Annotated in this window: 27 protein-coding genes; 16 read left to right on the top strand and 11 right to left on the bottom strand. The window is 36.5% G+C overall.

What is annotated here, in order from left to right:
- Positions 1-5 precede the first annotated feature (5 nt).
- From HMPREF2846_RS07300 to HMPREF2846_RS07275, 7 genes are all read left to right on the top strand, one after another.
- Positions 6-971 (top strand): 2-hydroxyacid dehydrogenase, encoded by a 966-nt coding sequence (locus tag HMPREF2846_RS07300; protein WP_023016018.1) that lies wholly within the window; start codon positions 6-8, stop codon positions 969-971.
- Between the two features lie 425 nt (positions 972-1,396).
- Entirely contained in the window at positions 1,397-1,549 is a 153-nt protein-coding gene (locus HMPREF2846_RS13885) for a teichoic acid D-Ala incorporation-associated protein DltX (RefSeq protein WP_002481629.1), read from the top strand.
- 16 nt (positions 1,550-1,565) lie between these two features.
- A complete protein-coding gene (dltA, locus tag HMPREF2846_RS07295) occupies positions 1,566-3,020 on the top strand; it encodes a D-alanine--poly(phosphoribitol) ligase subunit DltA (protein WP_070626343.1) in 1,455 nt (484 codons plus the stop codon).
- Positions 3,017-4,231: a D-alanyl-lipoteichoic acid biosynthesis protein DltB gene (gene dltB / locus HMPREF2846_RS07290; protein WP_023016016.1), complete on the top strand. Its 1,215-nt coding sequence runs from the start codon at positions 3,017-3,019 to the stop codon at positions 4,229-4,231. Before dltA ends, dltB begins: the two co-directional genes overlap by 4 nt.
- Positions 4,232-4,252: 21 nt before the next feature.
- Positions 4,253-4,489 carry a D-alanine--poly(phosphoribitol) ligase subunit 2 gene (gene dltC / locus HMPREF2846_RS07285; RefSeq protein WP_002481632.1) on the top strand — a complete coding sequence of 79 codons (237 nt, stop codon included), beginning with the start codon at positions 4,253-4,255 and terminating at the stop codon, positions 4,487-4,489.
- Positions 4,486-5,640 carry a D-alanyl-lipoteichoic acid biosynthesis protein DltD gene (gene dltD, locus HMPREF2846_RS07280; RefSeq protein WP_023016015.1) on the top strand — a complete coding sequence of 385 codons (1,155 nt, stop codon included), beginning with the start codon at positions 4,486-4,488 and terminating at the stop codon, positions 5,638-5,640. Before dltC ends, dltD begins: the two co-directional genes overlap by 4 nt.
- 152 nt (positions 5,641-5,792) lie before the next feature.
- A complete protein-coding gene (locus HMPREF2846_RS07275) occupies positions 5,793-6,548 on the top strand; it encodes a MerR family transcriptional regulator (RefSeq protein WP_070626342.1) in 756 nt (251 codons plus the stop codon).
- Between the two features lie 62 nt (positions 6,549-6,610).
- Here HMPREF2846_RS07275 and HMPREF2846_RS07270 read toward each other — a convergent pair whose 3' ends face one another.
- Positions 6,611-6,853 (bottom strand): NifU family protein, encoded by a 243-nt coding sequence (locus tag HMPREF2846_RS07270; RefSeq protein WP_002481635.1) that lies wholly within the window; start codon positions 6,851-6,853, stop codon positions 6,611-6,613.
- 92 nt (positions 6,854-6,945) lie between these two features.
- On the opposite strand from HMPREF2846_RS07270, the gene HMPREF2846_RS07265 reads away from it, so the two are divergent.
- Complete coding sequence (locus HMPREF2846_RS07265) at positions 6,946-7,269, top strand: YuzD family protein (protein ID WP_002481636.1); 324 nt, start codon at positions 6,946-6,948, stop codon at positions 7,267-7,269.
- A 98-nt stretch (positions 7,270-7,367) separates the two neighbouring features.
- Here the strand turns inward: HMPREF2846_RS07265 and HMPREF2846_RS07260 are convergent, their stop codons facing one another.
- Entirely contained in the window at positions 7,368-8,432 is a 1,065-nt protein-coding gene (locus HMPREF2846_RS07260) for an NAD(P)/FAD-dependent oxidoreductase (RefSeq protein WP_070626341.1), read from the bottom strand.
- 244 nt (positions 8,433-8,676) lie between these two features.
- Between HMPREF2846_RS07260 and HMPREF2846_RS07255 the strand changes: the two genes are divergently transcribed.
- The 6 genes from HMPREF2846_RS07255 (at position 8,677) to HMPREF2846_RS07230 (ending at position 14,302) form a co-directional block, all read left to right on the top strand.
- Positions 8,677-8,913: a YuzB family protein gene (locus tag HMPREF2846_RS07255; RefSeq protein WP_002481843.1), complete on the top strand. Its 237-nt coding sequence runs from the start codon at positions 8,677-8,679 to the stop codon at positions 8,911-8,913.
- Between the two features lie 42 nt (positions 8,914-8,955).
- Positions 8,956-9,315, top strand: coding sequence for a HesB/IscA family protein (locus tag HMPREF2846_RS07250; RefSeq protein WP_002481844.1), 360 nt, complete (start codon positions 8,956-8,958; stop codon positions 9,313-9,315).
- A 294-nt stretch (positions 9,316-9,609) separates the two neighbouring features.
- Positions 9,610-10,815, top strand: a complete 1,206-nt coding sequence (locus HMPREF2846_RS07245) for an NAD(P)/FAD-dependent oxidoreductase (protein WP_002481845.1) — start codon at positions 9,610-9,612, stop codon at positions 10,813-10,815.
- A gap of 125 nt (positions 10,816-10,940) precedes the next feature.
- Positions 10,941-12,425: a leucyl aminopeptidase family protein gene (locus tag HMPREF2846_RS07240; protein WP_070626340.1), complete on the top strand. Its 1,485-nt coding sequence runs from the start codon at positions 10,941-10,943 to the stop codon at positions 12,423-12,425.
- 159 nt (positions 12,426-12,584) lie between these two features.
- Complete coding sequence (locus HMPREF2846_RS07235; RefSeq protein ID WP_002481847.1) at positions 12,585-13,898, top strand: Na+/H+ antiporter family protein; 1,314 nt, start codon at positions 12,585-12,587, stop codon at positions 13,896-13,898.
- A 29-nt stretch (positions 13,899-13,927) separates the two neighbouring features.
- Positions 13,928-14,302, top strand: a complete 375-nt coding sequence (locus HMPREF2846_RS07230) for a PaaI family thioesterase (RefSeq protein ID WP_057510773.1) — start codon at positions 13,928-13,930, stop codon at positions 14,300-14,302.
- Positions 14,303-14,457: 155 nt separating this feature from the next.
- Here the strand turns inward: HMPREF2846_RS07230 and HMPREF2846_RS07225 are convergent, their stop codons facing one another.
- The 9 genes from HMPREF2846_RS07225 to kapB form a co-directional block, all read right to left on the bottom strand.
- Positions 14,458-15,606, bottom strand: a complete 1,149-nt coding sequence (locus HMPREF2846_RS07225; protein ID WP_070626339.1) for an NAD(P)-binding domain-containing protein — start codon at positions 15,604-15,606, stop codon at positions 14,458-14,460.
- Between the two features lie 134 nt (positions 15,607-15,740).
- The gene (locus HMPREF2846_RS07220) at positions 15,741-16,112 is read right to left on the bottom strand and encodes a Na+/H+ antiporter subunit G1 (protein WP_002481850.1); all 372 of its coding nucleotides are present in this window, start codon (positions 16,110-16,112) and stop codon (positions 15,741-15,743) included.
- Positions 16,090-16,386: a Na(+)/H(+) antiporter subunit F1 gene (locus HMPREF2846_RS07215; RefSeq protein ID WP_002481851.1), complete on the bottom strand. Its 297-nt coding sequence runs from the start codon at positions 16,384-16,386 to the stop codon at positions 16,090-16,092. The genes HMPREF2846_RS07220 and HMPREF2846_RS07215 overlap by 23 nt, the downstream gene beginning before the upstream one ends.
- Positions 16,386-16,865, bottom strand: coding sequence for a Na+/H+ antiporter subunit E (locus HMPREF2846_RS07210; RefSeq protein WP_002481852.1), 480 nt, complete (start codon positions 16,863-16,865; stop codon positions 16,386-16,388). Before HMPREF2846_RS07210 ends, HMPREF2846_RS07215 begins: the two co-directional genes overlap by 1 nt.
- Position 16,866: 1 nt before the next feature.
- Positions 16,867-18,363, bottom strand: a complete 1,497-nt coding sequence (locus tag HMPREF2846_RS07205; protein WP_031262781.1) for a Na+/H+ antiporter subunit D — start codon at positions 18,361-18,363, stop codon at positions 16,867-16,869.
- Positions 18,350-18,697: a Na+/H+ antiporter Mnh1 subunit C gene (gene mnhC1, locus HMPREF2846_RS07200; RefSeq protein WP_070626338.1), complete on the bottom strand. Its 348-nt coding sequence runs from the start codon at positions 18,695-18,697 to the stop codon at positions 18,350-18,352. Before mnhC1 ends, HMPREF2846_RS07205 begins: the two co-directional genes overlap by 14 nt.
- The gene (locus tag HMPREF2846_RS07195; RefSeq protein WP_002481855.1) at positions 18,697-19,125 is read right to left on the bottom strand and encodes a Na(+)/H(+) antiporter subunit B; all 429 of its coding nucleotides are present in this window, start codon (positions 19,123-19,125) and stop codon (positions 18,697-18,699) included. Before HMPREF2846_RS07195 ends, mnhC1 begins: the two co-directional genes overlap by 1 nt.
- Positions 19,118-21,523, bottom strand: coding sequence for a Na+/H+ antiporter subunit A (locus HMPREF2846_RS07190; RefSeq protein ID WP_070626337.1), 2,406 nt, complete (start codon positions 21,521-21,523; stop codon positions 19,118-19,120). Before HMPREF2846_RS07190 ends, HMPREF2846_RS07195 begins: the two co-directional genes overlap by 8 nt.
- A gap of 126 nt (positions 21,524-21,649) precedes the next feature.
- The gene (gene kapB / locus HMPREF2846_RS07185) at positions 21,650-22,033 is read right to left on the bottom strand and encodes a sporulation phosphorelay system protein KapB (protein ID WP_002481857.1); all 384 of its coding nucleotides are present in this window, start codon (positions 22,031-22,033) and stop codon (positions 21,650-21,652) included.
- A gap of 72 nt (positions 22,034-22,105) precedes the next feature.
- On the opposite strand from kapB, the gene HMPREF2846_RS07180 reads away from it, so the two are divergent.
- The gene (locus HMPREF2846_RS07180; RefSeq protein ID WP_002481858.1) at positions 22,106-22,702 is read left to right on the top strand and encodes a peptidylprolyl isomerase; all 597 of its coding nucleotides are present in this window, start codon (positions 22,106-22,108) and stop codon (positions 22,700-22,702) included.
- A gap of 92 nt (positions 22,703-22,794) precedes the next feature.
- Positions 22,795-23,043, top strand: a complete 249-nt coding sequence (locus HMPREF2846_RS07175) for a DUF1871 family protein (RefSeq protein WP_083309984.1) — start codon at positions 22,795-22,797, stop codon at positions 23,041-23,043.
- The last annotated feature ends 152 nt before the right edge of the window (positions 23,044-23,195 follow it).

Genomic DNA, 23,195 nt, shown 5'->3' with positions numbered 1-23,195 from the left:
TTACGATGACCAAAGTGTTAGTGACACGTAAAGTACCAGATAAATTTATTCAACAATTAGAAGAATTTGCGGATGTGAAAATGTGGGATGAAGAATTCGTTCCGATGCCGCGCGAAAAATTCTTAGAAGAAATCAAAGATGCAGAAGCAGCATTTATCACGTTAAGTGAAAGAATTGATGAAGAAACATTAGAAGCGGCACCTAATTTAAAAATCGTTGCGAACATGGCTGTCGGCTATGACAACATCAATATTGCTTTAGCAGAAGAACATGGTGTAACCGTAACGAACACACCAGGTGTCTTAACTGAAACAACAGCAGAGCTCGGCTTCACATTAATGCTTGCGACAGCACGCAGAATCGTAGAAGCAGCAAAGTATATTAAAGATGATGAATGGAAAAGCTGGGGACCTTACTTGCTTGCAGGTAAAGATGTCCATGGTTCCAATGTAGGTATCTTCGGTATGGGTGATATCGGTAAAGCCTTTGCACGTCGCTTAAAAGGTTTTGAAGCGAACGTGATGTATCATAACCGCAGTCGTCACCGTAGAGCTGAAAAAGAATTAGGTGTACTCTATGTCTCATTTGATGAACTGTTAGAAAACAGTGATTTTGTCGTATGTACAGCACCTTTAACAGAGGAAACAAAAGATAAATTTAATGCGGCAGCCTTTAAGAAAATGCGTAATGATGCAATATTTATCAATATCGGCCGTGGTGCAACGGTTGTTGAAGATGACTTGCTGCAAGCATTAAAAGAGGGTGAAATCGGCGGTGCAGGTTTAGATGTATTCAGAGAAGAACCAATCCGTGCAGATCATCCGTTATTACAATTACCAAACGTTACTGCTTTACCGCACATTGGTAGTGCGTCAGTTGTAACGCGTGATAGAATGATTCAACTTTCTATTAATAATGTGAAATCAGTACTGCAAGGCCAACCGGCTATTACACCAGTTACTGATAAATAATAAACAGAAAAAGAATGCAGTGTACATACGAACAGTGTGTATCACTGCATTTTTCTTATTTTACATTTTAATTTTGTGATAGGGCTGAGGGCGGATGTGACAAGCAAATAAAAAGCATTACAATTCTGTTAGGGTGGAAAGGATTGTATTTCCAACCGAAGAGAAGTAAACTGTAAATGCTAAAATATTAGTGCATTTAATAGATATAAAACCGGCTGATAGCGCATTGGTACAGAACACCAAACTTGGTCTGTATTAATTATGAACAAATGAAAAAGATTGTATGGTTTCTCCAATATACAATTGAAAATACATGAGAAAAAGATTATAATGAATTATAATTTTGTTGAATTGGAGAAGACATTCAGCAGGAAGCATTGAGTCGCAAAAAAGAGAAAAAGATGACCGAGATAGAGGGGTGTAAGATGAAATCCAAAGAACAAAATACTACTTCAGAAACATTTAACAAATTAAAACCATATTTATTGACTGCTCTTTATTTAGCGATATTTATTACATTGTATTTGATATATGGCTCAGGAGACACACACAATAACTTTATATACAATGAATTCTAATTAAAGGAGTATAGTTATGACAGATATTATTAGTGTATTACGACATTTTGCAGATAAACAACCGGATACAGTGGCGGTAAGACACATCGATGATACTTTAACGTATCAACAATTAGATGAGAAATCTGACCAATTGGCTTCTCTTATCGAAGAGAGTCAAAAACCAGTTGTGTTATATGGCCATATGTCACCTTATATAATCGTAGGGATGATGGCTGGTATTAAAGCAGGATGCGGTTATGTACCGATTGATACTTCAGTACCTGAAGATCGTACGGCAATGATTATTGAAAAAACACAACCTGAATTTATTTTTGATGTATCAGAACAAGCATTAACTTTTGAACATGGCAAAGTCTTAACTATCGAAGCTTTAGAAACAGCTTCAAAAGCTTCGTTTGAACCACGTATGCAAGCTGAAGATGTGGTCTATACAATCTTCACTTCAGGTTCAACAGGCGAACCTAAAGGTGTTCAAATTGAATATGCAAGCTTAACTGAATTTGCGAAATGGATGAAAGATTTGAATCAATTCGGTGAAAATCTTGAGTGGTTGAACCAAGCACCATTTTCATTCGACTTATCAGTGATGGCAATTTATCCATGTTTAGTTACTGGTGGTACATTGAATTTAGTAGATAAAGACATGATTAAAAAGCCTAAATTGCTGAATGATATGTTACAAGCGACTCCAATCAATGTTTGGGTTTCAACACCTTCATTTATTGAAATGTGCTTATTATTGCCAACATTAGATGAAAAACAATATCCAAGCTTGAAAGAGTTCTTCTTCTGTGGAGAAATTCTGCCGCATCGTACTGCACAAGCGTTGCTTACACGCTTCCCATCTGCAGTAGTCTATAATACGTATGGTCCGACAGAAGCTACTGTAGCGGTTACTAGTGTACAGATTACACAAGAAATTTTGGAACGTTTCAATCCGCTTCCAGTCGGCCAAGCACGCCCTGGCACAACACTTTCAACAACAGAGGAAGGTGAATTGCTGATTGCAGGCAACAGTGTCAGCGCAGGTTATTTAAAAAACGAAGAAAAATCTAAAGAAGTCTTCAGTAACGTCGATGGCGTACGTGTCTATCGTTCAGGAGACAAAGCAAAATTTGAAGATGATCAATGGTTCATCCAAGGACGTATTGATTTCCAAATCAAAATGAATGGTTATCGTATGGAACTTGAAGAAATCGAAGCATTGTTGAGACAGTCAGATTTAGTGAGAGAAGCGGTAGTCGTACCGATTTATAAAAACGGCAAAGTCGTTCAATTAATCGGCGCAGTCGTACCGACACAAACAGTGGAAGACAATGCGCAGTATTCGCATGATCTTAAACAACAATTGAAATCCAGCTTACCCGAATACATGATTCCAAGAAAATTTGTATGGATGGATCAATTACCATTAACAAACAACGGTAAATTAGACCGTAAACAAATCGCTGAGGAATTGAATTCATGATTCCTTATGGTACGTTTAGTTTCTTCCTGATTGCATTTATTATTCTTATACCTGTTATTATCTTAGGTTTCTTAGGTAAGCGAAGCTATATTTATAATGGTATCAGTACAGCAATCATGGTTGTGATTATCTTTTCTTCCGATAAGTTGAACTTGTTCGGGCAGAAATATTTAAGTATCCAACTGATTAGCTTTATAATATATGTGGTTTGGCAAGCACTTTTAATTATGTGGTATTACCATTCGCGACCTAAGAAGAATACTTTCTTAAAATTCTTTATCGTGATGGCATTATCAATTTTGCCGTTAGCCATTGTTAAAGTATTGACAAGTACATGGCTCGGTGGTCAGCAAATTCAATTTCACGAACACAAATTAATCCAATTTGTCGGCTTTTTAGGTATTTCTTATGTTACCTTTAAAAGTGTACAGTTGATTATGGAAATTCGTGACGGTTCTATTAAAGAAATTAAGTGGGGGAAAGTTTTCCAATTCATTTCATTCTTCCCGACGATTTCATCTGGACCGATTGACCGCTATAAACGATTTGTAAAAGATGATAAAAAAGTACCGACTAAAGATGAATACCGTGGTTTAATCTTAAAAGCAGTGCATATGATTATGCTAGGGTTCTTATATAAATATATTATCGCGTATTTTGTGAATCAATACGGTGTGATGCCGTTGCAATTGCACTTACATGGTTTCACAAACTATTGGTTATATATGTATGCTTACAGCATGTATTTATTCTTTGATTTCGCAGGTTATAGTTTGTTCGCGATTGCATTTAGTTACATTTACGGTATCAAAACACCGCCAAACTTTAACCAGCCGTTCAAAGCGAAGAATATTAAAGACTTCTGGAACAGATGGCATATGACGTTATCATTCTGGTTCCGTGATTGTATTTATATGAGATCGCTCTTCTACATGTCTAAAAAGAAATTATTAAAGAGTCAATTCGCAATGTCGAATGTCGCGTTCTTTATCAACTTCTTTATCATGGGTATCTGGCATGGCATCGAAATTTATTACATTGTTTATGGTTTATACCATGCGGCAGGCTTTATTGGTTATGGTTATTATGAACGTTGGCGTAAGACACATCCGCCTCGCTTTAATAACAAGTTCACAACAGCACTCAGTGTTATTATCACATTCCACTTTGTCACTTTCGGATTCTTAATCTTTTCAGGTAAATTGATTTAATAAAGGAGATTTAATAATATTATGGAATTTAGAGAACAAGTTTTAGACTTATTAGCAGAAGTAGCAGAGAACGATATCGTTAAAGAAAATCCAGATGTTGAAATTTTTGAAGAAGGTATTATCGATTCATTCCAAACAGTAGGCTTACTATTAGAAATTCAAAATAAATTAGGTATCGAAGTTTCAATTATGGACTTTGATCGTGATGAGTGGGCGACTCCTAATAAAATTGTTGAAGCTTTAGAAGAACTTAAATGAGTTCAAAAATAAAGCCATTTTTGCCGATATTAATCAGCGGTGCCATTTTTATTATCTTTGTATTGCTGCCAGCGAGCTGGTTTACTGGACTCGTTAATCAAAAAACACTTGCTGAAAATCGTGTGTCATTGACTGACCAAGTATTAAAAGGAACTTTAATACAGCAGCGTTTATTTAAACACAATGATGAATTTTACCCGATTTATGGTTCAAGTGAATTAGAGAAAGATGATCCATTCAACCCGGCGATTGCATTAAATTCACATAATGCATCACGTAAACCTTTCTTAATCGGTACCGGTGGGAATACAGATTTAGTCAATGGTATTGAACTTGCATCAAATTATGATGAATTAAAAGGAAAGAAAATTGCTTTCATTATTTCACCGCAATGGTTCACAAATCATGGTTTGACGAATCAAAACTTTGATGCACGTGTTTCCCAAAACCAAATCAATCAATTGTTCCACCAAAAAAATATGAGTGATGAACTGAAACAACGCTATGCGAAACGATTGCTGCAATTCAAACACGTCCACAATAAAGACTTTTTAAAAGCAACAGTAAAGCATAATGGCAAAACGGATGGCAATTATATTTCTAATTTTAAAGAGAATCAATTAGTTAAAATTGAAGCAATCAAAAGTTTAGCTAATTTTAAAGACGTTCCTTTAGAACATGTAAAACCTGTAACAAGTGAAAAAGCATCATGGTCAGAAATGAGAGATGTTGCGACACAATATGGCGAAGCGCATTCGAAATCGAATGAATACCATATCCGAGATAAGTATTGGAAATTAATTCAAGCGAATAAACGTCGTGTTAAACGTGACTATGAATTCAATATCAACTCACCAGAGTTTAATGACTTGAAATTACTTGTAGATACAATGAGAGAAGCAGGGGCAGATGTTGAATATATCAGTATTCCCGCAAATGGAAAATGGTATGATCACATCGGTGTTGATTTAGAGAAACGTAAACCTGTTTATGAAAAAATCAACCGTGTCGTTACTGAAAACGGTGGCCAAATTTATGACCTGACAGATAAGGACTATGAACCTTATGTCATCACAGATGCAGTCCACATCGGCTGGAAAGGCTGGGTCTACATCGACGAGCGTATCGCACAACACATGAAGGAAAAATAATGAATCAAAACGCAAATGGTATGTGAATATCATTTGCGTTTTTTAGTTTGTTAAAAATGTTGAAATTGATTGTTAAATGTGAAAAATATTGGAAAATGAGTTGACCTTCACGTTACGTCAACCCTTAATGTAAGTATCAGGAGGTGAAAAACATGCAGTATACAGTAAGTGAGCTGTCTGAATTAACAGGACTAAGCAAACGGACGTTACGGTATTATGACGATATTGGTTTGTTTAAAGCACGTAGAATAAAAGAGAATGACTACCGTGTGTATCAATCAGAGGATTTAGATACATTGTCTATAATCATGTTGCTACGTCGACTAGACTTTCCGTTATCGAAGATTCAACAAGTATTAGCACAAAATACAAATACACAACAGCTTTTAGCAGAACAAAAGAGACAGTTATTGGAGAAACAACAGGAAATTCAATCTTTAATTCAGTGGATTAATAAAATAGAACAGGAGGAAGTTATGATGCCAGATAAAGAAAAGTTTGAAGTGTTTAAACAAAAGAAAATAACCGAAAATCGTGAACAATACGGTGAAGAAGTGATCGAACGTTATGGTGAGGAAGCGTTAGATAAGGCAGAACATCACTTGAGTCATCTTTCAGAATTAGAATATGAACAAGCGCAACAGCAAGAACAAATTATCAAAGAAAAACTAAATCAATTATTAGAACATAATCAAATTGATGTACAAGGTTCAGATGCTGAAGCGGTATTTAACGCGCATCGTCAATGGTTGAAATTGATGAGTGGTCAATATAGTGAAGGTTATCATCAAGCTATGGCTGATCTTTATATAACAGATGATAGATTCAAAAAATATTATGATGATTTAGTAGGTAAACAAGACGCAGCAGAATGCCTAAGTCAGATTATTAAAGCTTATACAGAATAAAAAAGAAGCACAGCTGTTAAAACAGACTGTGCCTATCTCGTCATGCGATTTATTTAAGTTGATTAGAAGACTTGTTCTACTTCAACTACACCAGGTACTTCTTCAAGCAATGCGCGCTCGATACCTGCTTTTAATGTGATTGTAGAACTTGGGCATGTGTTGCATGCACCGTGTAATTGTAATTTAACAATACCGTCTTCCACATCGATTAATGTACAATCTCCGCCATCTCTTAATAAGAATGGACGTAAACGCTCGATTACTACTGCGACTTGATCAAACATTGTTGTATTTTCAGTTGGCATGGATATATCTCCTTCCAAGTATATAATTTCATATTTTGCTTGTTTATTTATTATAATAGACTTAGAGAAAAAAATCTATGGAGGGGAACCAAATGACTAAAGTTAGCGTAGTAGTTTATGGGGCAGATGTAGTATGCGCAAGTTGTGTGAATGCGCCGACATCTCAAGACACGTATGATTGGCTGAAAGCCTTGTTAGAACGTAAATATCCTGATATCAACTTTGAATACACATATATTGATTTTGAAAAAGATACTGAAAATTTAACAGATCACGATCAACAATTTATCGAACAAATTGAAAATGATGAATTATTTTATCCATTAGTTACAATGAACGATATGTATGTGGCAGACGGCTATGTACAACTTAAACCAATTACAAGATTCATTGATGAACATTTTGTAGCACAATAAAATCAACAGCTAAAACAAAAGAGGGCTTGTTTTTAGTTTGAAAACGCTCAAGTACATGTATTTCAGTACTTGAGCGTTTGTTTATAATCATCTTTTTATTAACCGTTATGATATTTATACAACCATAAGACACCTGATTTCAAAATAGAGGCGATGCGTCCTGTGAGTGGACGGTCCATCACATAAGCGAAACCTTGTTTGTCTCCAAGTGACCCTAGGAAGCCTTGTACTTTAAGTTCAGGCATTTTATCAGGTAATGCGTCACCTTGCCATTGTTTCTTCAATACATCAGCAATTTGGTCTCCTTGAACCTCAGCAAGTTGTGCGCTTGGTGCATGCGGTAAGTTTGCGCAATCACCAACGACATAGACATTGCGATAAGTCGGTACTTGGTGATATTGGTTAATAATTACTGCACCGTTTTTATTTACATCTACAGGTAAATTTCGCACCACTGAAACAGGTTGAATCCCTGCAGTCCATACGACTAAATCTACTTCTTCAGGTTCATCATGATTATAAATCAGACCTGGTTCTACTTTATTGATATTTGAATTTGGTACGACTGTCACGTTATGCTTACGGAACCACTTTTCAATAAAGCGACTTAATTTTTCTGGGAAACGTGCTAAAATACGTTCTCCGCGATCGTAAAGTTTAATGTCTAAATCTGAACGACTTTCACGCAACTCACTTGCAAGCTCAATACCGCTAAGTCCAGCACCCACAATTGCGACTTTTGCCCCCGCTTGCAATTCGTTAATCGTATGGTAAGTTTTACGAGATTTAGATAGTGTTTGAATACTGTAAGTGAATTCATCAGCACCTGGTACATTATGATACTTATCCTCGCACCCAAGTCCGATAATAAGTTCATCATAATCTACTTTGGTATCACCGACAGAAACAATTTGGTCATCTAAATCAATAGCTGAGATTTCCCCGTAAACAACATTAAGTTTCTCAGATTCCGGAAACTGTAATCGTACATCTTTATCTGATTTGGTCCCCGCTGCCAGAGCATAATATTCTGGTTTCAAACCGTGATAAGGCATACGATCAATCAAAGTGATAGTGTAGTCCTTTGGTAATGCATCTGGTAAAATATGCGATAAAACTCGCATGTTACCATAACCGCCACCTAACATTACTAAATTCTTCATTCCGATAACCCCTCTTATCAAGATTTATATAACGCTGCATCACTGCTTGATGACTGAAAGCTATGTTGAATTGTAACCAACGTCATTTTAGAAGCTTTCTCTAAAAATACGCTTTCATTTATTATAATCTTTTTTCACATTTCAGACAAACAATGTTCTAAAAGGAAAAATTCTGTTCAAACCCAAGAGAAAGTCAGTGAAATATGTTATAATTGTATGACTCAAAAATATGAAGAGGTGCATTATGAATCCAATTGTAGAATTTTGCATTTCAAACATGGCAAAAGGTGGAGACTATGTATACAATCAGTTGGACCAAGACCCAGGTGTAGATGTCTTAGAATATGGTTGTCTGCAAAACTGTGGTGTATGTTCGAGTGGCTTGTATGCATTAGTGAATGGTGATATTGTTGAAGGAGATTCACCAGACGATTTATTGCAAAATATTTATAAGCATATAGAGGAAACTTGGATTTTCTAAGTTTTATTCAATAGAAAGACGTGTTACAAGGAGGAATATAATATGTCTACAGTGATTTTGACAGAAGCTGCAGCTTATGAAGTCAAAAGTATGTTAGAAAGCAACGATATGCCAGACGGATACTTGAAAATTAAAGTGAACGGCGGCGGTTGCACAGGTTTAACTTACGGCATGTCAGCAGAACAAGAACCAGGGGAGAACGATGAAGTTATCGAATTCTACGGTCTTAAAGTATTAGTCGACAAATATGATAAACCAGTACTTGAAGGTACAACAATTGATTTTAAACAATCATTAATGGGCGGCGGATTCCAAATTGATAATCCAAATGCGATTGCATCATGCGGTTGCGGCAGCTCATTTAGAACAGCGAAAGTAGCTGGACAACCTGAAGATTGTTAATCAATTTTCATTTATACAATTCAGAGTTGGGGATATTCCTCAACTCTTTTTTAGTTGGAAAATGTTTTTACTTTAAAATTCCAACTAACTATGACCATAATAAAGGTACTTGAGAATCAGTAAATTCTGAAATTATCAGTTGTTTTCTTAGTATTACCTTGAAAAAGTGTTTGGTTAATTATAGAATTAAGAGGAATGGCATTTGTCTTTATTTTGACATTTTTTCAATCAAATGGGGTATATATTAAGATAGCGTATACTAACAAAAATTTTAAGAAAGCATAGGTGAATAAAATGGCTGAAACAAAAAAAGTTATTGTTTTAGGGGCAGGTTATGCAGGTTTGCAAACTGTAACAAAATTACAAAAGATTTTACCAGCTGGCGAAGCTGACATCACTTTAATCAATAGAGATGATTATCACTATGAATCAGTACTTTTACATGAAGCATCAGCAGGTACTGTAAACTATGAAGATATTATCTTCCCAATCGAAAGTGTAATCAAGCAAGATAAAGTGAAATTCCTTAAAGCAGAAGTAACAAAAATCGATCCACAAGCTAAAGTAGTAGAAACAAACAATGGTCGTTTCAACTATGACATCTTAGTGGTTGGTTTAGGATTCATCAGTGAAACATTCGGTATCAAAGGTATGTTAGAACATGCTTACCAAATCGAAAACATCCACACTGCACGTGAATTATCTCGTCACATCGAAGATAAATTTGCGAACTATGCATCTTCAAAAGAAAAAGATCCTAAAGATCTTGCATTCTTAGTAGGTGGCGCAGGCTTCACTGGTATCGAATTCTTAGGTGAATTAACTGAACGCGTTGATGAATTATCAAACAAATACGGTGTAGACCGTGACAAAGTTAAAATCACTTGTGTTGAAGCAGCACCTAAAATGCTTCCAATGTTCGACGACGAATTAGTTAACCACGCTGTTAACTACTTAGAAGAACGCGGCGTTGAATTCAAAATCGGTACACCGATTGTTGGCGCAAACGAAAAAGGTTTCGTAGTTAAAGTTGGCGACAAAGAAGAACAATTAGAAGCGAACACTTCAGTATGGGCTGCTGGTGTACGCGGAAGCAAATTAATGGAAGAATCATTCGATGGCGTTAAACGTGGTCGTTTAGTTGTAAACCAAGACTTAACTGCACCAGGTTATAGCGAAACATTCGTAATCGGTGACGTATCAGCTTACATTCCTGAAGGTGAAGAACGCCCATTACCAACAACTGCACAAATCGCAATGCAACAAGGTGAAAACGTTGCTCAAAACATCAAAAATATCTTACATGGTCAACCTAAAGAGCCATTCAACTACGTAAACCGTGGTACAGTATGCTCATTAGGCGCTAATGACGGTATTGGTGTTGTTTACGGTAAAAATATCGTAGGTAAAAAAGCAGCATTCATGAAAAAAGTTATCGATACTCGTTCAATCTTCAAACTTGGCGGTATCGGCTTAGCATTCAAAAAAGGTAAATTCTAATATTAACCTAATATGATAATACGGCTATATGCATAAAAGCCGGCTAATATAGACTTTAAGAGGTTGGCAAAACTGTTGATAAACAGCTTTTACCAACCTCTTTTGTATCTTATGGAGGAGACATTATGCCAATACAAATAACATTTGACGAACAAAATGAATTAATCAGCAACACGTTAGTACTCGGCTTGCCAGATCACTTGAATCAATTAGGAACAGTCACAGTTCAAGATCATGATTTATCGGATGCTTTAGATACATATAAGCACCATCATATGATTCATAGTGAAGTGGGTAAAGTCAGTTCGACGTTCTTTGAAACAGGAGACATTAAAGTTCGTTTGATTACGGTAGGACTTGGCAATTTGAAGCAGTTAGATCGTATTCAAACAATGAAAGTATACGGAAACTTACTGCAGTATTTAAAAGCAGAACATGTAACAGAAGCGGATGTATTATTCTCAACATTCGCATCAAAAGCGATTTCTAAAAATGAAATGGCTGAATTATTCGGCCTGCAAGGTAAAAAAGCATTATATATTTTTGATAATTATAAATCAGATAAGAAAGTACCGTATCACTTAAATCTAAAATTACATCAAGCAGAACCAGACGAAATTACTGCCATTAAAGATGGTGAAGTAGTTGGAGAAGGCATTAAAATTGCGAGAGATTTAAGTAATATTCCGCCTAACATTTTAACTCCTGCTTATTTTGCAGAACTTATTTCAGGTCATTTCGCAGAAACGGCAGTAGAAGTTGATGTGAAAGACGCAGAAACGTTACAAGCGGAAGGGTTCGGTTTAATCCATGCGGTCGGTAAAGGTTCCGCAAATGGTCCTAGATTAATCACAATGACTTATCAAGGTGTAGATGACCCTGACGCGGCACCAATCGCGTTAGTCGGTAAAGGTATCACTTATGATTCAGGCGGTTACTCTATTAAATCTAAACCTGGTATGCAAGAGATGAAATTTGATATGTGTGGCGCGGCAAATGTAGTAGGGATGATTGAAGCGGCACATCGATTAGCTTTACCTGTGAATATCGTAGGTATCATTGCATCTGCTGAAAATATGATTAATGAAGCGGCTATGAAACCAGATGATGTCTTTACAGCTATGAGCGGAGAAACTGTAGAGGTATTAAATACTGATGCTGAAGGGCGTCTCGTATTAGGCGATGCTGTTTTCCAAGCAGTACAACATGAACCGAAAGTGATTTTAGACTTTGCGACACTTACTGGAGCTGCTATTGCGGCACTCGGCTTTGATAAAGCAGCTGTCTTTAAAAATAATAACAACGCACCGTTAGATGCTATTACAGCACTGACACAACGTAATGGGGAATGGACTTATGAATTGCCTGTTACGGCTACTGAGCGCAGTTTAATCAAACGCAGTGAAGTCGCTGACTTAGTCAATCATACAAATGGCATGGGCAAAGCGCTCTTTGCGGCAGCCTTTATTATGCACTTCAGTGCTGGTACACCGCACTTGCATTTTGACATTGCAGGTCCAGCAACGACATCTAAATCAGACTACAATGGTCCTAAAGGGCCAACGGGTTATTTAATCCATAGTATAGTAGATTGGTTAAGACAATCTTAAAATTTAAATTACCATAAAATGCCTGTCTCAATTTTGATTGAGATGGGTATTTTATATTGTGTTAGAAATACATAATGTTGTATTGACATCTCTAAAGTGGACTGTTATTATACTAACATAACACTTTAGTTCGATAATGTAGTAAAGGGGTAACGCAAAATGGTTAACGCAGTAGTAGTCGCAGTTTTATTAATGATTGTTTTATGTTTATTCAGACTGAACGTTGTTTTAAGTCTGTTCGTCAGCGGATTAGTTGGCGGTCTAGTCGCAGGGATGTCAGTAGAAAAAGTCATCCATGTCTTTACGGATAACATCGTAGATGGGGCAGAAGTAGCCTTAAGCTATGCTTTATTAGGAGGCTTCGCGGCATTAATTTCTTATAGTGGTATTACAGATTACTTAGTAGGTAAAATCATCAACTTAATCAAAGCAGAGAATACGAAAGTTTCTCGCTCTACGATTAAAGTTATTTTAATTGTTGCTTTATTATTATTAAGTATGAGTAGTCAGAACTTGATTCCTGTACATATTGCGTTCATCCCAATTGTAATTCCACCGTTATTAAGTTTATTTAATGAATTAAATATTGATAGACGTCAAATTGCCTTAGTTATCAGTTTCGGTTTGTGTTTTCCATATTTATTACTTCCTTATGGATTTGGTCAAATCTATCACCAAATTATTCAAACTGGATTTACTAAAGCACACCACCAAATTGAATTTGACATGATCTGGAAATCATTATTGATTCCATCATTAGGATATATCGTCGGTTTAGCTTTAGGTATGTTCTATTACAGAAAACCACGTGAATATAAAAAAGATAAAGCAATTGAAAATGCGCCTAAGGAATTAAAACCATATGTTTTAGGTGTAACAATTGTAGCGATTTTAGCAACATTCTTAGTTCAAACATTCACTGAGTCAATGATTTTCGGTGCGTTAGCCGGTGTGATGGTCTTCTTCCTTTCTCGTTCATTCAAATGGTTTGAATTGGACAAACAATTTACAGAAGGTATTAAAATCATGGCTTACATTGGTGTCGTTATTTTAACTGCGAATGGTTTCGCAGGGATTATGAATGCGACAGGCGATGTTAAAGGTTTAGTAGAAAGTATCGCCAACATGACTGGAGATAATAAATTAATCGCGATTATTTTAATGTATGTAATTGGTTTAATCGTCACATTAGGTATCGGTTCATCATTCGCGACGATTCCAATTATCGCAGCACTGTTTATTCCACTAGGTGAACAACTTGGTATGAGTACAATGGCATTAATCGCATTAATTGGTACAGCAGGTGCCTTAGGTGACTCAGGTTCACCAGCCAGTGATTCAACTTTAGGACCGACTGCAGGGCTTGATGTAGATGATCAACACGATCACATTAGAGATACATGTATTCCGACTTTCGTATTCTATAACATACCGTTAATGGTCTTCGGTACGATTGCGGCTATGATATTATAGAAGTAATCTAGTCGATAGGAGAGAATGGGATGACGAATTTATTAGAAACATTAGAAATGGAAGTGCTTAAAGTCGAATCAGGTTACGTTAAAATGAAAATGCCTGTCAGTGATAAAGTAAAACAACCTTTCGGCTACCTTCATGGTGGCGCAACCATGGCACTCGGTGAAACAGCTTGTTCTATTGGTGCTGCTCATATGGTAGATACGGATAAGGTCATTCCAGTAGGGCTTGAAATGAATACGAATCATATCCGTTCAGCTACAGACGGCTATGTATATGCGATTGCGGAATTGATTCATGGAGGTCGCTCGACACAAGTTTGGAATATCAACCTTGTAGATGATCAAGACAAATTAATTAGTGTCATGCGTGGAACGATGATGTTGAAACCACATAAATAGATGACTATATTTAAGCAGTAAAGTTACTTTAAGAAGCGTAACTTTACTGCTTTTTAGTATGTAAGGAACTATAAAAACGCGATGTGTGATTATAAAGATAAATAGATAGAAAAAGGTTCCCTTTGGTCAAATGACGAGGGAACCTTTTCTTTATATTAAGAAACTTTCTCTTCTTGATTGATAAATGCTTTTGAAATACGGCTTGCAGCTTCTCTGCCTCCCGCAAAACTTCTCGCAAATGGACCTAATTCAATATCAGCGAGTGCGCCTGAAACAAATACACCTGGCAACCATTCTAAACTTTCATTTAAGACTGGATGTTTTGTTTCTGTTAAAGGTGCTTGTGTATTTTCCACAAAGCTTTGAATGACAGGCATTTGCATAATGTTATTTTTGAAGCCTGTCGCAAGCAGTATATGGTCATATTCATAACTTTCATTTTCAGTAATAATCCTATGATTTTTTACTGCTTGAATTTCATTCACATGGATTTGAAGTTGTCCATCTTGTACGTGTTTTTTTAGACGTAAATATAACTCTTTAGGCATAGAACCCTTATGACGTTCTTGCGCAATAATACTTAATCGTTCTTTAGATGAATCGATTTCACGATAGCGTGTCATGTTTTTAGGGCCTAACCAACCTGGATCTGCATCGAAGTCATAGACTTCAATGGGCTTATTCATCCATAAGTGAACCGTTTCAGCTCTTGATTCTTCAATCAATTTTAATGTTAAATGGGCTGCTGAAATACCGCTGCCTATGACATGTGAGGCATCTTGATAAGGAATTGTTTCATTATCAAAGATATGTTTCACATCAGGCTGATTGATATACATATCTGGAATATGCGGAATATTGTTACTGCCGATAGCGAGAAGGAGATAATCGCTTGTGACAGTGTCGTGTGCTTTCATATCGACTTGCCATTGACCGTCAACACGGTCTATATTAACAGCCACATCTTTAATATGACGACTGTTTAAATCAAATTCATGCAGCATTTTATGCACATGATCCATAAACATATCGCGTTGTGGACGTTGATATTTACCATAAGTAGCACCTGTATATTGATTTGTTTTCGCAAAATGTTTCAAATGGAAAGGGTCAGGATGAACATGGTGTACATGTGGTGAGCGTAAAAATGGCATACCGATACGGCAAGAGAAATCATCAAATTGTTCGCATAGTGAATCATGAGGATCTATAATCGTTAAGTCTTCAGCTGCTAAACCTGAAGCACGGAGTTTAATCGCAATAGTAACGGCGTGAATACCACCGCCGATAATTGTCCAAGACATAGCGTCACCTTCTTAAATCGTAATAGTTTCGATTTAATTAATATAGCACATTTCTTTTTGCATCACAAGCTGAAGTAAAAAGAAAAGACGCCGTAATATATTGTTGTCACAGTACTTTACGGCGTCTGAATCTCTTAAGATTTGTCAGCTGCTTTTGGCTTATCTTTTTGTAATTCACTCATTTCGTCTAACTTAGTCGAACGTGAGTAAGGTGTTTTAATTTTATAAGATGCTTTGATAATTAAGTGACTGGATAAAGGTCCAGTAATCAAGATGAATAAAATCCCAATAATCAATTGTGGATTCACATAATGATCATGGCCAATAAAGAATAAGAAGACACCTAATAATAAACTCATTGAACCTAAGGTTGCTGCTTTACCAGCAGCATGTGCACGGCCATAAACATCTTTCAAACGTAAAAGACCAATGGCAGAAAGGGCACTGATAATTGCACCGACAATTACAAAGAATAATGACAAACTAATCATTATCGCGTCGATCATGTTCAATCACCTTACCTTCCTGCATGTATTTCGCGAAGACAGCTGTACCTAAGAATGCGATGATACCGATTAACAGGATCGTTACAATCATGTATTTAGTATCTAGGAAGATACTGAACAGAGCAACAATCGCCATAAATTGAATACCGATCGCATCTAAAGCTACGACTCTGTCGGCAAGAGAAGGGCCGAGAATCACACGTACCAACATACCGAGTATCGAAAGTGCAACGACAATCAATGCGATTATAATAACGACATTATAGGCAAACATTATGCTTCTCCCACCTCTCTGACAGCTTTTTCTAAGGAAGATTTAATACCTTCAACTTCCTCTTCTTTCGTGCTGAAATCTAAACAATGAATATAGATTTTCTTGTTATCATCACTGACGCCAAGAACGATAGTCCCTGGTGTAAGGGTGATGAGTGTACTTAATACGACAACTTCCCATGGCTCTTTTAAATCTGTATCGTAGACAAAGAATGCAGGTTCGTTATCCATTTTCGGTTTAATGACAATGCGGATTACATCAATATTCGCTTTGATGAGTTCAACTAAGAAGATGATCATCAATTTGATTACGTAATAAAGTGTAACCACATAGAAACGTCCAGGTAGTAACTTACGCATTAAGAATACGAGTAATAAACCGAAGACGTATCCTAATACAAAGTTATTAAGAGTGTAGCTGTCATTGACGAACAGCCAAAATATAGCAAGTAATAGATTCACGAGTACTTGAATTGCCATATTATTTCACCCCCAGTACGCTGTCGATATATGCTTTAGGGTCATAGAATGTGACAGCTGCTTCTTTAACGAATGGATACAACCATTCCGCTGCGAAACTAAAGACCACACATAGCGCAACAGCTAGAATTGCGACACTTAATAGGCCGCGGTAGTGTAAATGCGGATTAAATGTATAACCTTTTGACTCTCCGAAGAATCCTCTGATAAAAATCTTCATCACAGAATATAAAATTAAGAGACTAGATAATAAGACGACAATACCGCTGATATAAAATCCTTGTTCAAATGCGGCACGAACGATATACATTTTACCGTAGAAACCGCTGAAAGGTGGAATACCTGCAAGGTTTAAACATGCGATAAAGAATGTCCATCCTAAAACAGGATAATGTTTTATCAATCCACCGAACTTTCTGATATCTGTGGTACCAGTGATTTTAAGCATGACACCGATTAAGAAGAATAATGCTGCTTTAATCAACATGTCATTAACTGTGTAATATAACGCGCCGATGATACCAGCTTCATTCATCATTGCCACACCAACTAGGATGATACCAACCGCAATCATGATGTTATATAAAATGATTTTCTTCGTATCATTAAAGCTGATTGCCCCGATAGAACCGAAGATAATCGTTAATAACGCTAAGATCAGTACTGTGTAGTGCGAGAATGTCAGTGTGTGTGCAAAGAATAAACTTAATGTTCTCGCAATCGCATAAACGCCAACTTTCGTAAGCAAGGCACCAAAGAATGCGATAATCGCAAACGGAGGTGCGTAGTAAGCCCCAGGTAACCATACGTACATAGGGAAGGCACCGGCTTTTGTTGCGAATACAAAGAGGAACATCACGAATACAATGCTGACAAGTCCGCTTTGTGTATCAGATAAGTGTCCCAATTTCTGACTGATATCTGCCATGTTCAATGTTCCGACTACTGCGTACAAGATACCAACAGCCACTACGAAGAAGGCTGAAGATGCCACGTTCACAAGTAAGTATTTGATTGTTTCTTGTAATTGTATCTTCGTACCGCCAATAACGAGTAGGGAGTATGAAGAAATCAAGAATACTTCGAAGAATACGAACATGTTGAAGATATCACCTGTGATAAATGCACCGATAATACCTGTTTCCATGAACATGACTGCGAAATAGTAATAATATGTTTCACGGTGTAAACCGATTGATTGATATGAGAACAAAATAATCAATATAGTTACAATTAAACTAGTAATTACTAATGTTGCACTGAATAAATCAAGTACAAATACGATACTGTATGGTGCTTTCCAAGAACCTAATTCTAATTTCAAAGGTCCATGGTGCCATACGTTGATAAAGTTCCAAATGGCAAGACCTAATGCGATTAAAGATCCGCCTAAAGCGACATAACGTTTAATGAAAGGACGCTTGCCGATAAATACAAGAATCACTGCAGTAATCATAGGTGTAATCAACATCGCAGCGATTAAGTTATCTAGCATCATCTTCTGGCACTCCCTTCATTTGTTCTACGTTGTCAGTTCCAAGTTCCTTATAGCTTCTGAAAGCAAGTACTAAGAAGAACGCTGTAACCGCAAATGAAATAACAATCGCAGTTAAAATTAACGCTTGCGGGATAGGGTCGACATAACTTTTTGTTCCGTATTTAAAGATTGGAACAGAGCCTTCACCTAAGCCGCCCATTGTGATTAAAAACAAGTTTGCAGCATGTGTTTGAACTGCGGTACCAATAATGATTCGAATCAAGCTCTTAGACAAAATGAGATAGATACTGATTGATGTTAAGATACCGCAAACAATAATCATAATTATTTCCATTACTCATTCTCTCCAATCGCTAAAATAATTGTCATTACTGTACCGACAACGGCTAATAATACGCCTAGGTCAAAGAATAATGCTGTATGGATTTCCATAGGTTTTAAGAGTGGAAGCGGTACTTCGAATACTTTATGTGTAAAGAAGTTTTTGTGATAGAACCAGCTTGCAACAGGTGTCATAACACAAAATGTAAGACCAATCGCAATCAGCTTCTTAAAATCCCACGGGAAAATTTTACGCATTGTTTTCACATCGAAGGCCACCGCAACGAGTACTAATGAACTTGAAACAAGCAAACCTCCAATGAATCCGCCACCGGGTTGGTAGTGTCCATTTAGGAATAGTGAAAAGGCGAACATGACAATTAAGAAGAAAATGACTACTGTTGAGTATTGAAAGATAATATCATTTTTCTGTTTATTCATTTTCATCCACCCTTTCATAACCATTTTTATGTTTAGAACGTAATTTAATTAACGTGTAAACTGCTAGACCAGCGATACCTAATACAGATGATTCGAATAAAGTATCGGTACCACGGAAGTCAACAAGGATAACGTTAACCATGTTGTTACCATGTGCTAAACTATGGACATTTTCTTTGTAGTAAGCCGCAATAGAATCGAAATGTTTATTACCATATGCGATTAAACCAAGGATTGTTACTGCGATACCGACACCAGCCGCGATTACGGCGTTTGTTACTTTAAATGAAGTCGTTTCGTTATAACGGTTCAAGTTTGGTAAATGGTAGAAACATAATAAGAACAATGCGGTTGAAATTGTTTCAACTACGAATTGTGTTAATGCTAAGTCTGGTGCGTTAAAGAAGATATAGAATATCGCCATAGAATAACCCACAGCACTCAGCATGATAATACTGAACAGTCTTGAACGTGCAAAGACTAACATAATTGCAGCTGCTAAAATCATCACAACAATGATAACTTCATATGAACGTACACGACTGACATGACTGAAATCAAATGCAAATGGCAATGCAAGTACAGTAACAGCAGTTAATACGATTAAACTGCCCATAATGACAACAAGTTTATTACGGATAAATCCGCTCATATAAGTATGTGTCACTTGTTTAGAGAATACTGGTAAGTTGTCTGCTGAACGATCATAGAAATGATTTAGTTCGAGACGCTCTGGGATATTCTCTAGAACTTTAACCCACTTATGATAAGTGAAGATTAATAGAATACCGATTGCGTAAATAACTAAAGTTGAGAAGAATGCAGGTGTGAATCCATGGAATAAATGGAATTCTGCATCTGGCAACTTCGCATTACGTATTGCTTGGCTTGCCGGATCAATAATCGGTTTTGCTAATAATGTTGGGAATAAACCGAATACCACTACTAATACTGCTAAGAAAGCAGGAGCAATCCACATTAACATTGATGGTTCGTGTGGTTTATGTGGTAAAGATTCAGGTTTGTATGAACCCCAGAAAATTTGACCGATAAATCTGACTGAATATACAAATGTAAAGATACTACCTAAAATCGCAACAATCGGAATCAAGACACCTAACGTGTTCAAGCTGAAAAGAGGTGCTTGTGTAACATTAATCATTGCTTCAAGGAAGCTCTCTTTTGATAAGAAACCGTTAAATGGCGGTACACCAGCCATACTTAACGCTGAAATGACTGTAATCGTAAATGAAATCGGCATAATTGTCATTAAACCACCGAGTTTACGTACGTCACGTGTTCCGGTTTCGTGATCGATAATACCTGCAACCATGAAGAGTGCACATTTGAATGTGGCATGGTTAATTAAATGAAAGACTGCTGCGATAAACGCGGCTGCATAAAATTGGCTTTGTGAACCTTGGAAGTGGAAGCTGACAGCTCCGATACCAAGCATTGACATGACCATACCGAGTTGTGAAACAGTTGAGAAAGCTAAGATACCTTTCAAATCTGACTGTTTTGTCGCATTTAAAGATGCCCAGAATAATGTGACTAATCCAATTGCAGTGACTGTCCAAATCCAACCTTGTGATAATGCAAAGATTGGTGTAAGTCGTGCAACTAAGTAAATGCCCGCTTTGACCATTGTTGCAGAGTGCAGATAAGCACTGACTGGCGTAGGTGCTTCCATTGCATCTGGTAACCAGATATAAAATGGAAATTGCGCTGATTTTGTCATTGCACCAAAGAGTATTAAAATCATAGCCAAGATAAAGAACGGGCTTGATTGAATCTCAGAGGCATGTGCAATAAGATGGCGAATACTTGTTGAATGTCCTGAAAGTGTCATTAAGATAAAGCCGCCGAGTAAAGATAAGCCGCCAAATACTGTAATTAATAATGACTTTTGAGCACCGTAGAGTGAAGCCTCTCTAGTGCGCCAAAATGAAATTAATAAGAAACTAGAAAATGATGTCATTTCCCAGAATAAATACAGCATAAAGACGTTATCTGATAACACGACGCCTAGCATTGCACCCATAAAGAGTAATAAATAACAATAGAAATTACCCAATTGTTCCTTTTTGCTTAAATAGCTAATTGAATAGAAGGTAACTAAAGCACCGATACCTGTAATCAATAAACTGAACAATAAGCTTAATCCATCAACATATAAATTGTAGTTCATACCAATTTGCGGCATCCATGGTAATTCCGCAAAACGTGTTTTACCTGACATCGTTGTCGAAATATAAGTTAAGAAATAAATAAATAAAACGACGGGGACAGGTAATGTGAACCATCCTATATGTATACGCTTAATGAAACGATAAACAATAGGGATAATGAGTGCAAAAATGAACGGCAACAATACCGCTGCATGTAACCAACTCATTATTTGTCCTCCTTTGAATATAAGATAACCTCATTATACATCAATGTGAAGTGTGTAAAAACCTTATTTTCCGGTAACACGCTTACATTTCGGGGGTCTTTTAAATAAGAAGAAACCCATAATAAATTATTTAAAATTTTGTTTGTACTGAATGCCATAATCATTCTTTAGCGTATTTAAATTGTGTAAAGACATTTTCGCATGTTCAGTATTTTCTTGTTTTAATTGTTCTTCATAATTTGTAATCGCTTGTTGTAAAGAATCTACATAATCTAAAGGTTCAACATTGAATTCACGTAATTTTGATTTAGGTGTGAATCTTTTTTCATAATGACTGAGTGCGCGACGTTCATGGAAGAAGACGCCCTCTGTTGCTGTTGGATCATGTAAATCACCTTGTTTAGGATGTTTGATGACTTGTTCAACTTGAACTAAGACTTCACCGTTGTCTTTCTCTTCTACAATTGAAACACCATAGCTTCCTGTTTTATGTGAAAAACGATATAACATTTTAATACTTCCTTTCTGTGGTATATGTTAATATTGAGATACATCAATCTTAACATGAATGGAGTATTAATTATGGCAAACTATCCTCAATTAAATAAAGAAATCCAAGATAATGAAATTAAAGTCGTAATGCACACAAATAAAGGTGACATGACTTTTAAACTATTTCCTGATTTAGCACCAAAAACTGTTGAAAACTTTGTGACACATGCTAAAAATGGTTATTATAACGGCATTACTTTCCACCGTGTTATCAACGATTTTATGGTACAAGGCGGCGACCCAACAGCAACTGGTATGGGCGGTGAAAGTATTTACGGTGGAGCGTTTGAAGATGAATTCTCTATGGAAGCATTCAACTTATATGGCGCATTATCAATGGCGAACGCTGGTCCTAACACAAACGGTTCACAATTCTTCATCGTACAAATGAAAGAAGTACCTGAAAACATGTTGAATCAATTAGCTGATGGCGGTTGGCCAAAACCAATCGTAGAAGCATACGGTGAAAAAGGTGGAACACCTTGGTTAGACCAAAAACACACAGTATTTGGTCAACTTGTTGAAGGTGAAAATACTTTAGAAGATATCGCAAATACTAAAGTAGGTCCTCAAGACAAACCAGTTCATGATGTAGTTATTGAATCAATTGACGTTGAAGAAAAATAAGTAGACAAGCATTTCAAATAGATGATGCAGCTCGATTTGTGGTGACGCAAATCGGGCTTATTTTAAGAAAAGATAAAGGAGGTTAATTCTCAGTGGAAAAGAACGATGTCAATATTGCGTTATATCAACAACTCGCAGATTGGAATCCGATGAACTTTCAGGATCAAACGATGGGGGATGCTGAAGTGTATGAAATGATGGATGCAGTTCATCAAATTGACGATACACAGGCATTAGCACAAAAGTTCCAAGATATCTTTATGTATTCATTTGAAGAAAAACTTCCTATAGAAGAATGTCAGAAACAAGCTGAAGCGGCATTGTCATTAGAAGGTACATGAGGGTTATAAATAGACAGTAAGCTTAAACTAAAAAACATCATATGTATTAAAAAGTAAGCGAGATTATAGAGTGCTATAAGGTTTAACCCTTAAAGTATACTATAATCTCGCTTTGTTTTATTGGCTCTATACTATTTAGGACTGGTGATAAT

Source organism: Staphylococcus sp. HMSC056G08, assembly GCF_001812305.1.
Taxonomy (GTDB): domain Bacteria; phylum Bacillota; class Bacilli; order Staphylococcales; family Staphylococcaceae; genus Staphylococcus; species Staphylococcus simulans.
The sequence above is the reverse complement of the archived record's forward strand: the minus strand, read 5'-3'. Positions and strand labels throughout refer to the sequence as shown.

Bases quoted from the DNA above. Each gene is read 5' to 3' on its own strand.
- HMPREF2846_RS07300 (WP_023016018.1), top strand. From the start codon at position 6: ATGACCAAAGTGTTAGTGACACGTAAAGTACCAGATAAATTTATTCAA.
- HMPREF2846_RS13885 (WP_002481629.1), top strand. From the start codon at position 1,397: ATGAAATCCAAAGAACAAAATACTACTTCAGAAACATTTAACAAATTA.
- dltA (WP_070626343.1), top strand. From the start codon at position 1,566: ATGACAGATATTATTAGTGTATTACGACATTTTGCAGATAAACAACCG.
- dltB (WP_023016016.1), top strand. From the start codon at position 3,017: ATGATTCCTTATGGTACGTTTAGTTTCTTCCTGATTGCATTTATTATT.
- dltC (WP_002481632.1), top strand. From the start codon at position 4,253: ATGGAATTTAGAGAACAAGTTTTAGACTTATTAGCAGAAGTAGCAGAG.
- dltD (WP_023016015.1), top strand. From the start codon at position 4,486: ATGAGTTCAAAAATAAAGCCATTTTTGCCGATATTAATCAGCGGTGCC.
- HMPREF2846_RS07275 (WP_070626342.1), top strand. From the start codon at position 5,793: ATGCAGTATACAGTAAGTGAGCTGTCTGAATTAACAGGACTAAGCAAA.
- HMPREF2846_RS07270 (WP_002481635.1), bottom strand. From the start codon at position 6,853: ATGCCAACTGAAAATACAACAATGTTTGATCAAGTCGCAGTAGTAATC.
- HMPREF2846_RS07265 (WP_002481636.1), top strand. From the start codon at position 6,946: ATGACTAAAGTTAGCGTAGTAGTTTATGGGGCAGATGTAGTATGCGCA.
- HMPREF2846_RS07260 (WP_070626341.1), bottom strand. From the start codon at position 8,432: ATGAAGAATTTAGTAATGTTAGGTGGCGGTTATGGTAACATGCGAGTT.
- HMPREF2846_RS07255 (WP_002481843.1), top strand. From the start codon at position 8,677: ATGAATCCAATTGTAGAATTTTGCATTTCAAACATGGCAAAAGGTGGA.
- HMPREF2846_RS07250 (WP_002481844.1), top strand. From the start codon at position 8,956: ATGTCTACAGTGATTTTGACAGAAGCTGCAGCTTATGAAGTCAAAAGT.
- HMPREF2846_RS07245 (WP_002481845.1), top strand. From the start codon at position 9,610: ATGGCTGAAACAAAAAAAGTTATTGTTTTAGGGGCAGGTTATGCAGGT.
- HMPREF2846_RS07240 (WP_070626340.1), top strand. From the start codon at position 10,941: ATGCCAATACAAATAACATTTGACGAACAAAATGAATTAATCAGCAAC.
- HMPREF2846_RS07235 (WP_002481847.1), top strand. From the start codon at position 12,585: ATGGTTAACGCAGTAGTAGTCGCAGTTTTATTAATGATTGTTTTATGT.
- HMPREF2846_RS07230 (WP_057510773.1), top strand. From the start codon at position 13,928: ATGACGAATTTATTAGAAACATTAGAAATGGAAGTGCTTAAAGTCGAA.
- HMPREF2846_RS07225 (WP_070626339.1), bottom strand. From the start codon at position 15,606: ATGTCTTGGACAATTATCGGCGGTGGTATTCACGCCGTTACTATTGCG.
- HMPREF2846_RS07220 (WP_002481850.1), bottom strand. From the start codon at position 16,112: ATGATCGACGCGATAATGATTAGTTTGTCATTATTCTTTGTAATTGTC.
- HMPREF2846_RS07215 (WP_002481851.1), bottom strand. From the start codon at position 16,386: ATGTTTGCCTATAATGTCGTTATTATAATCGCATTGATTGTCGTTGCA.
- HMPREF2846_RS07210 (WP_002481852.1), bottom strand. From the start codon at position 16,865: ATGGCAATTCAAGTACTCGTGAATCTATTACTTGCTATATTTTGGCTG.
- HMPREF2846_RS07205 (WP_031262781.1), bottom strand. From the start codon at position 18,363: ATGATGCTAGATAACTTAATCGCTGCGATGTTGATTACACCTATGATT.
- mnhC1 (WP_070626338.1), bottom strand. From the start codon at position 18,697: ATGGAAATAATTATGATTATTGTTTGCGGTATCTTAACATCAATCAGT.
- HMPREF2846_RS07195 (WP_002481855.1), bottom strand. From the start codon at position 19,125: ATGAATAAACAGAAAAATGATATTATCTTTCAATACTCAACAGTAGTC.
- HMPREF2846_RS07190 (WP_070626337.1), bottom strand. From the start codon at position 21,523: ATGAGTTGGTTACATGCAGCGGTATTGTTGCCGTTCATTTTTGCACTC.
- kapB (WP_002481857.1), bottom strand. From the start codon at position 22,033: ATGTTATATCGTTTTTCACATAAAACAGGAAGCTATGGTGTTTCAATT.
- HMPREF2846_RS07180 (WP_002481858.1), top strand. From the start codon at position 22,106: ATGGCAAACTATCCTCAATTAAATAAAGAAATCCAAGATAATGAAATT.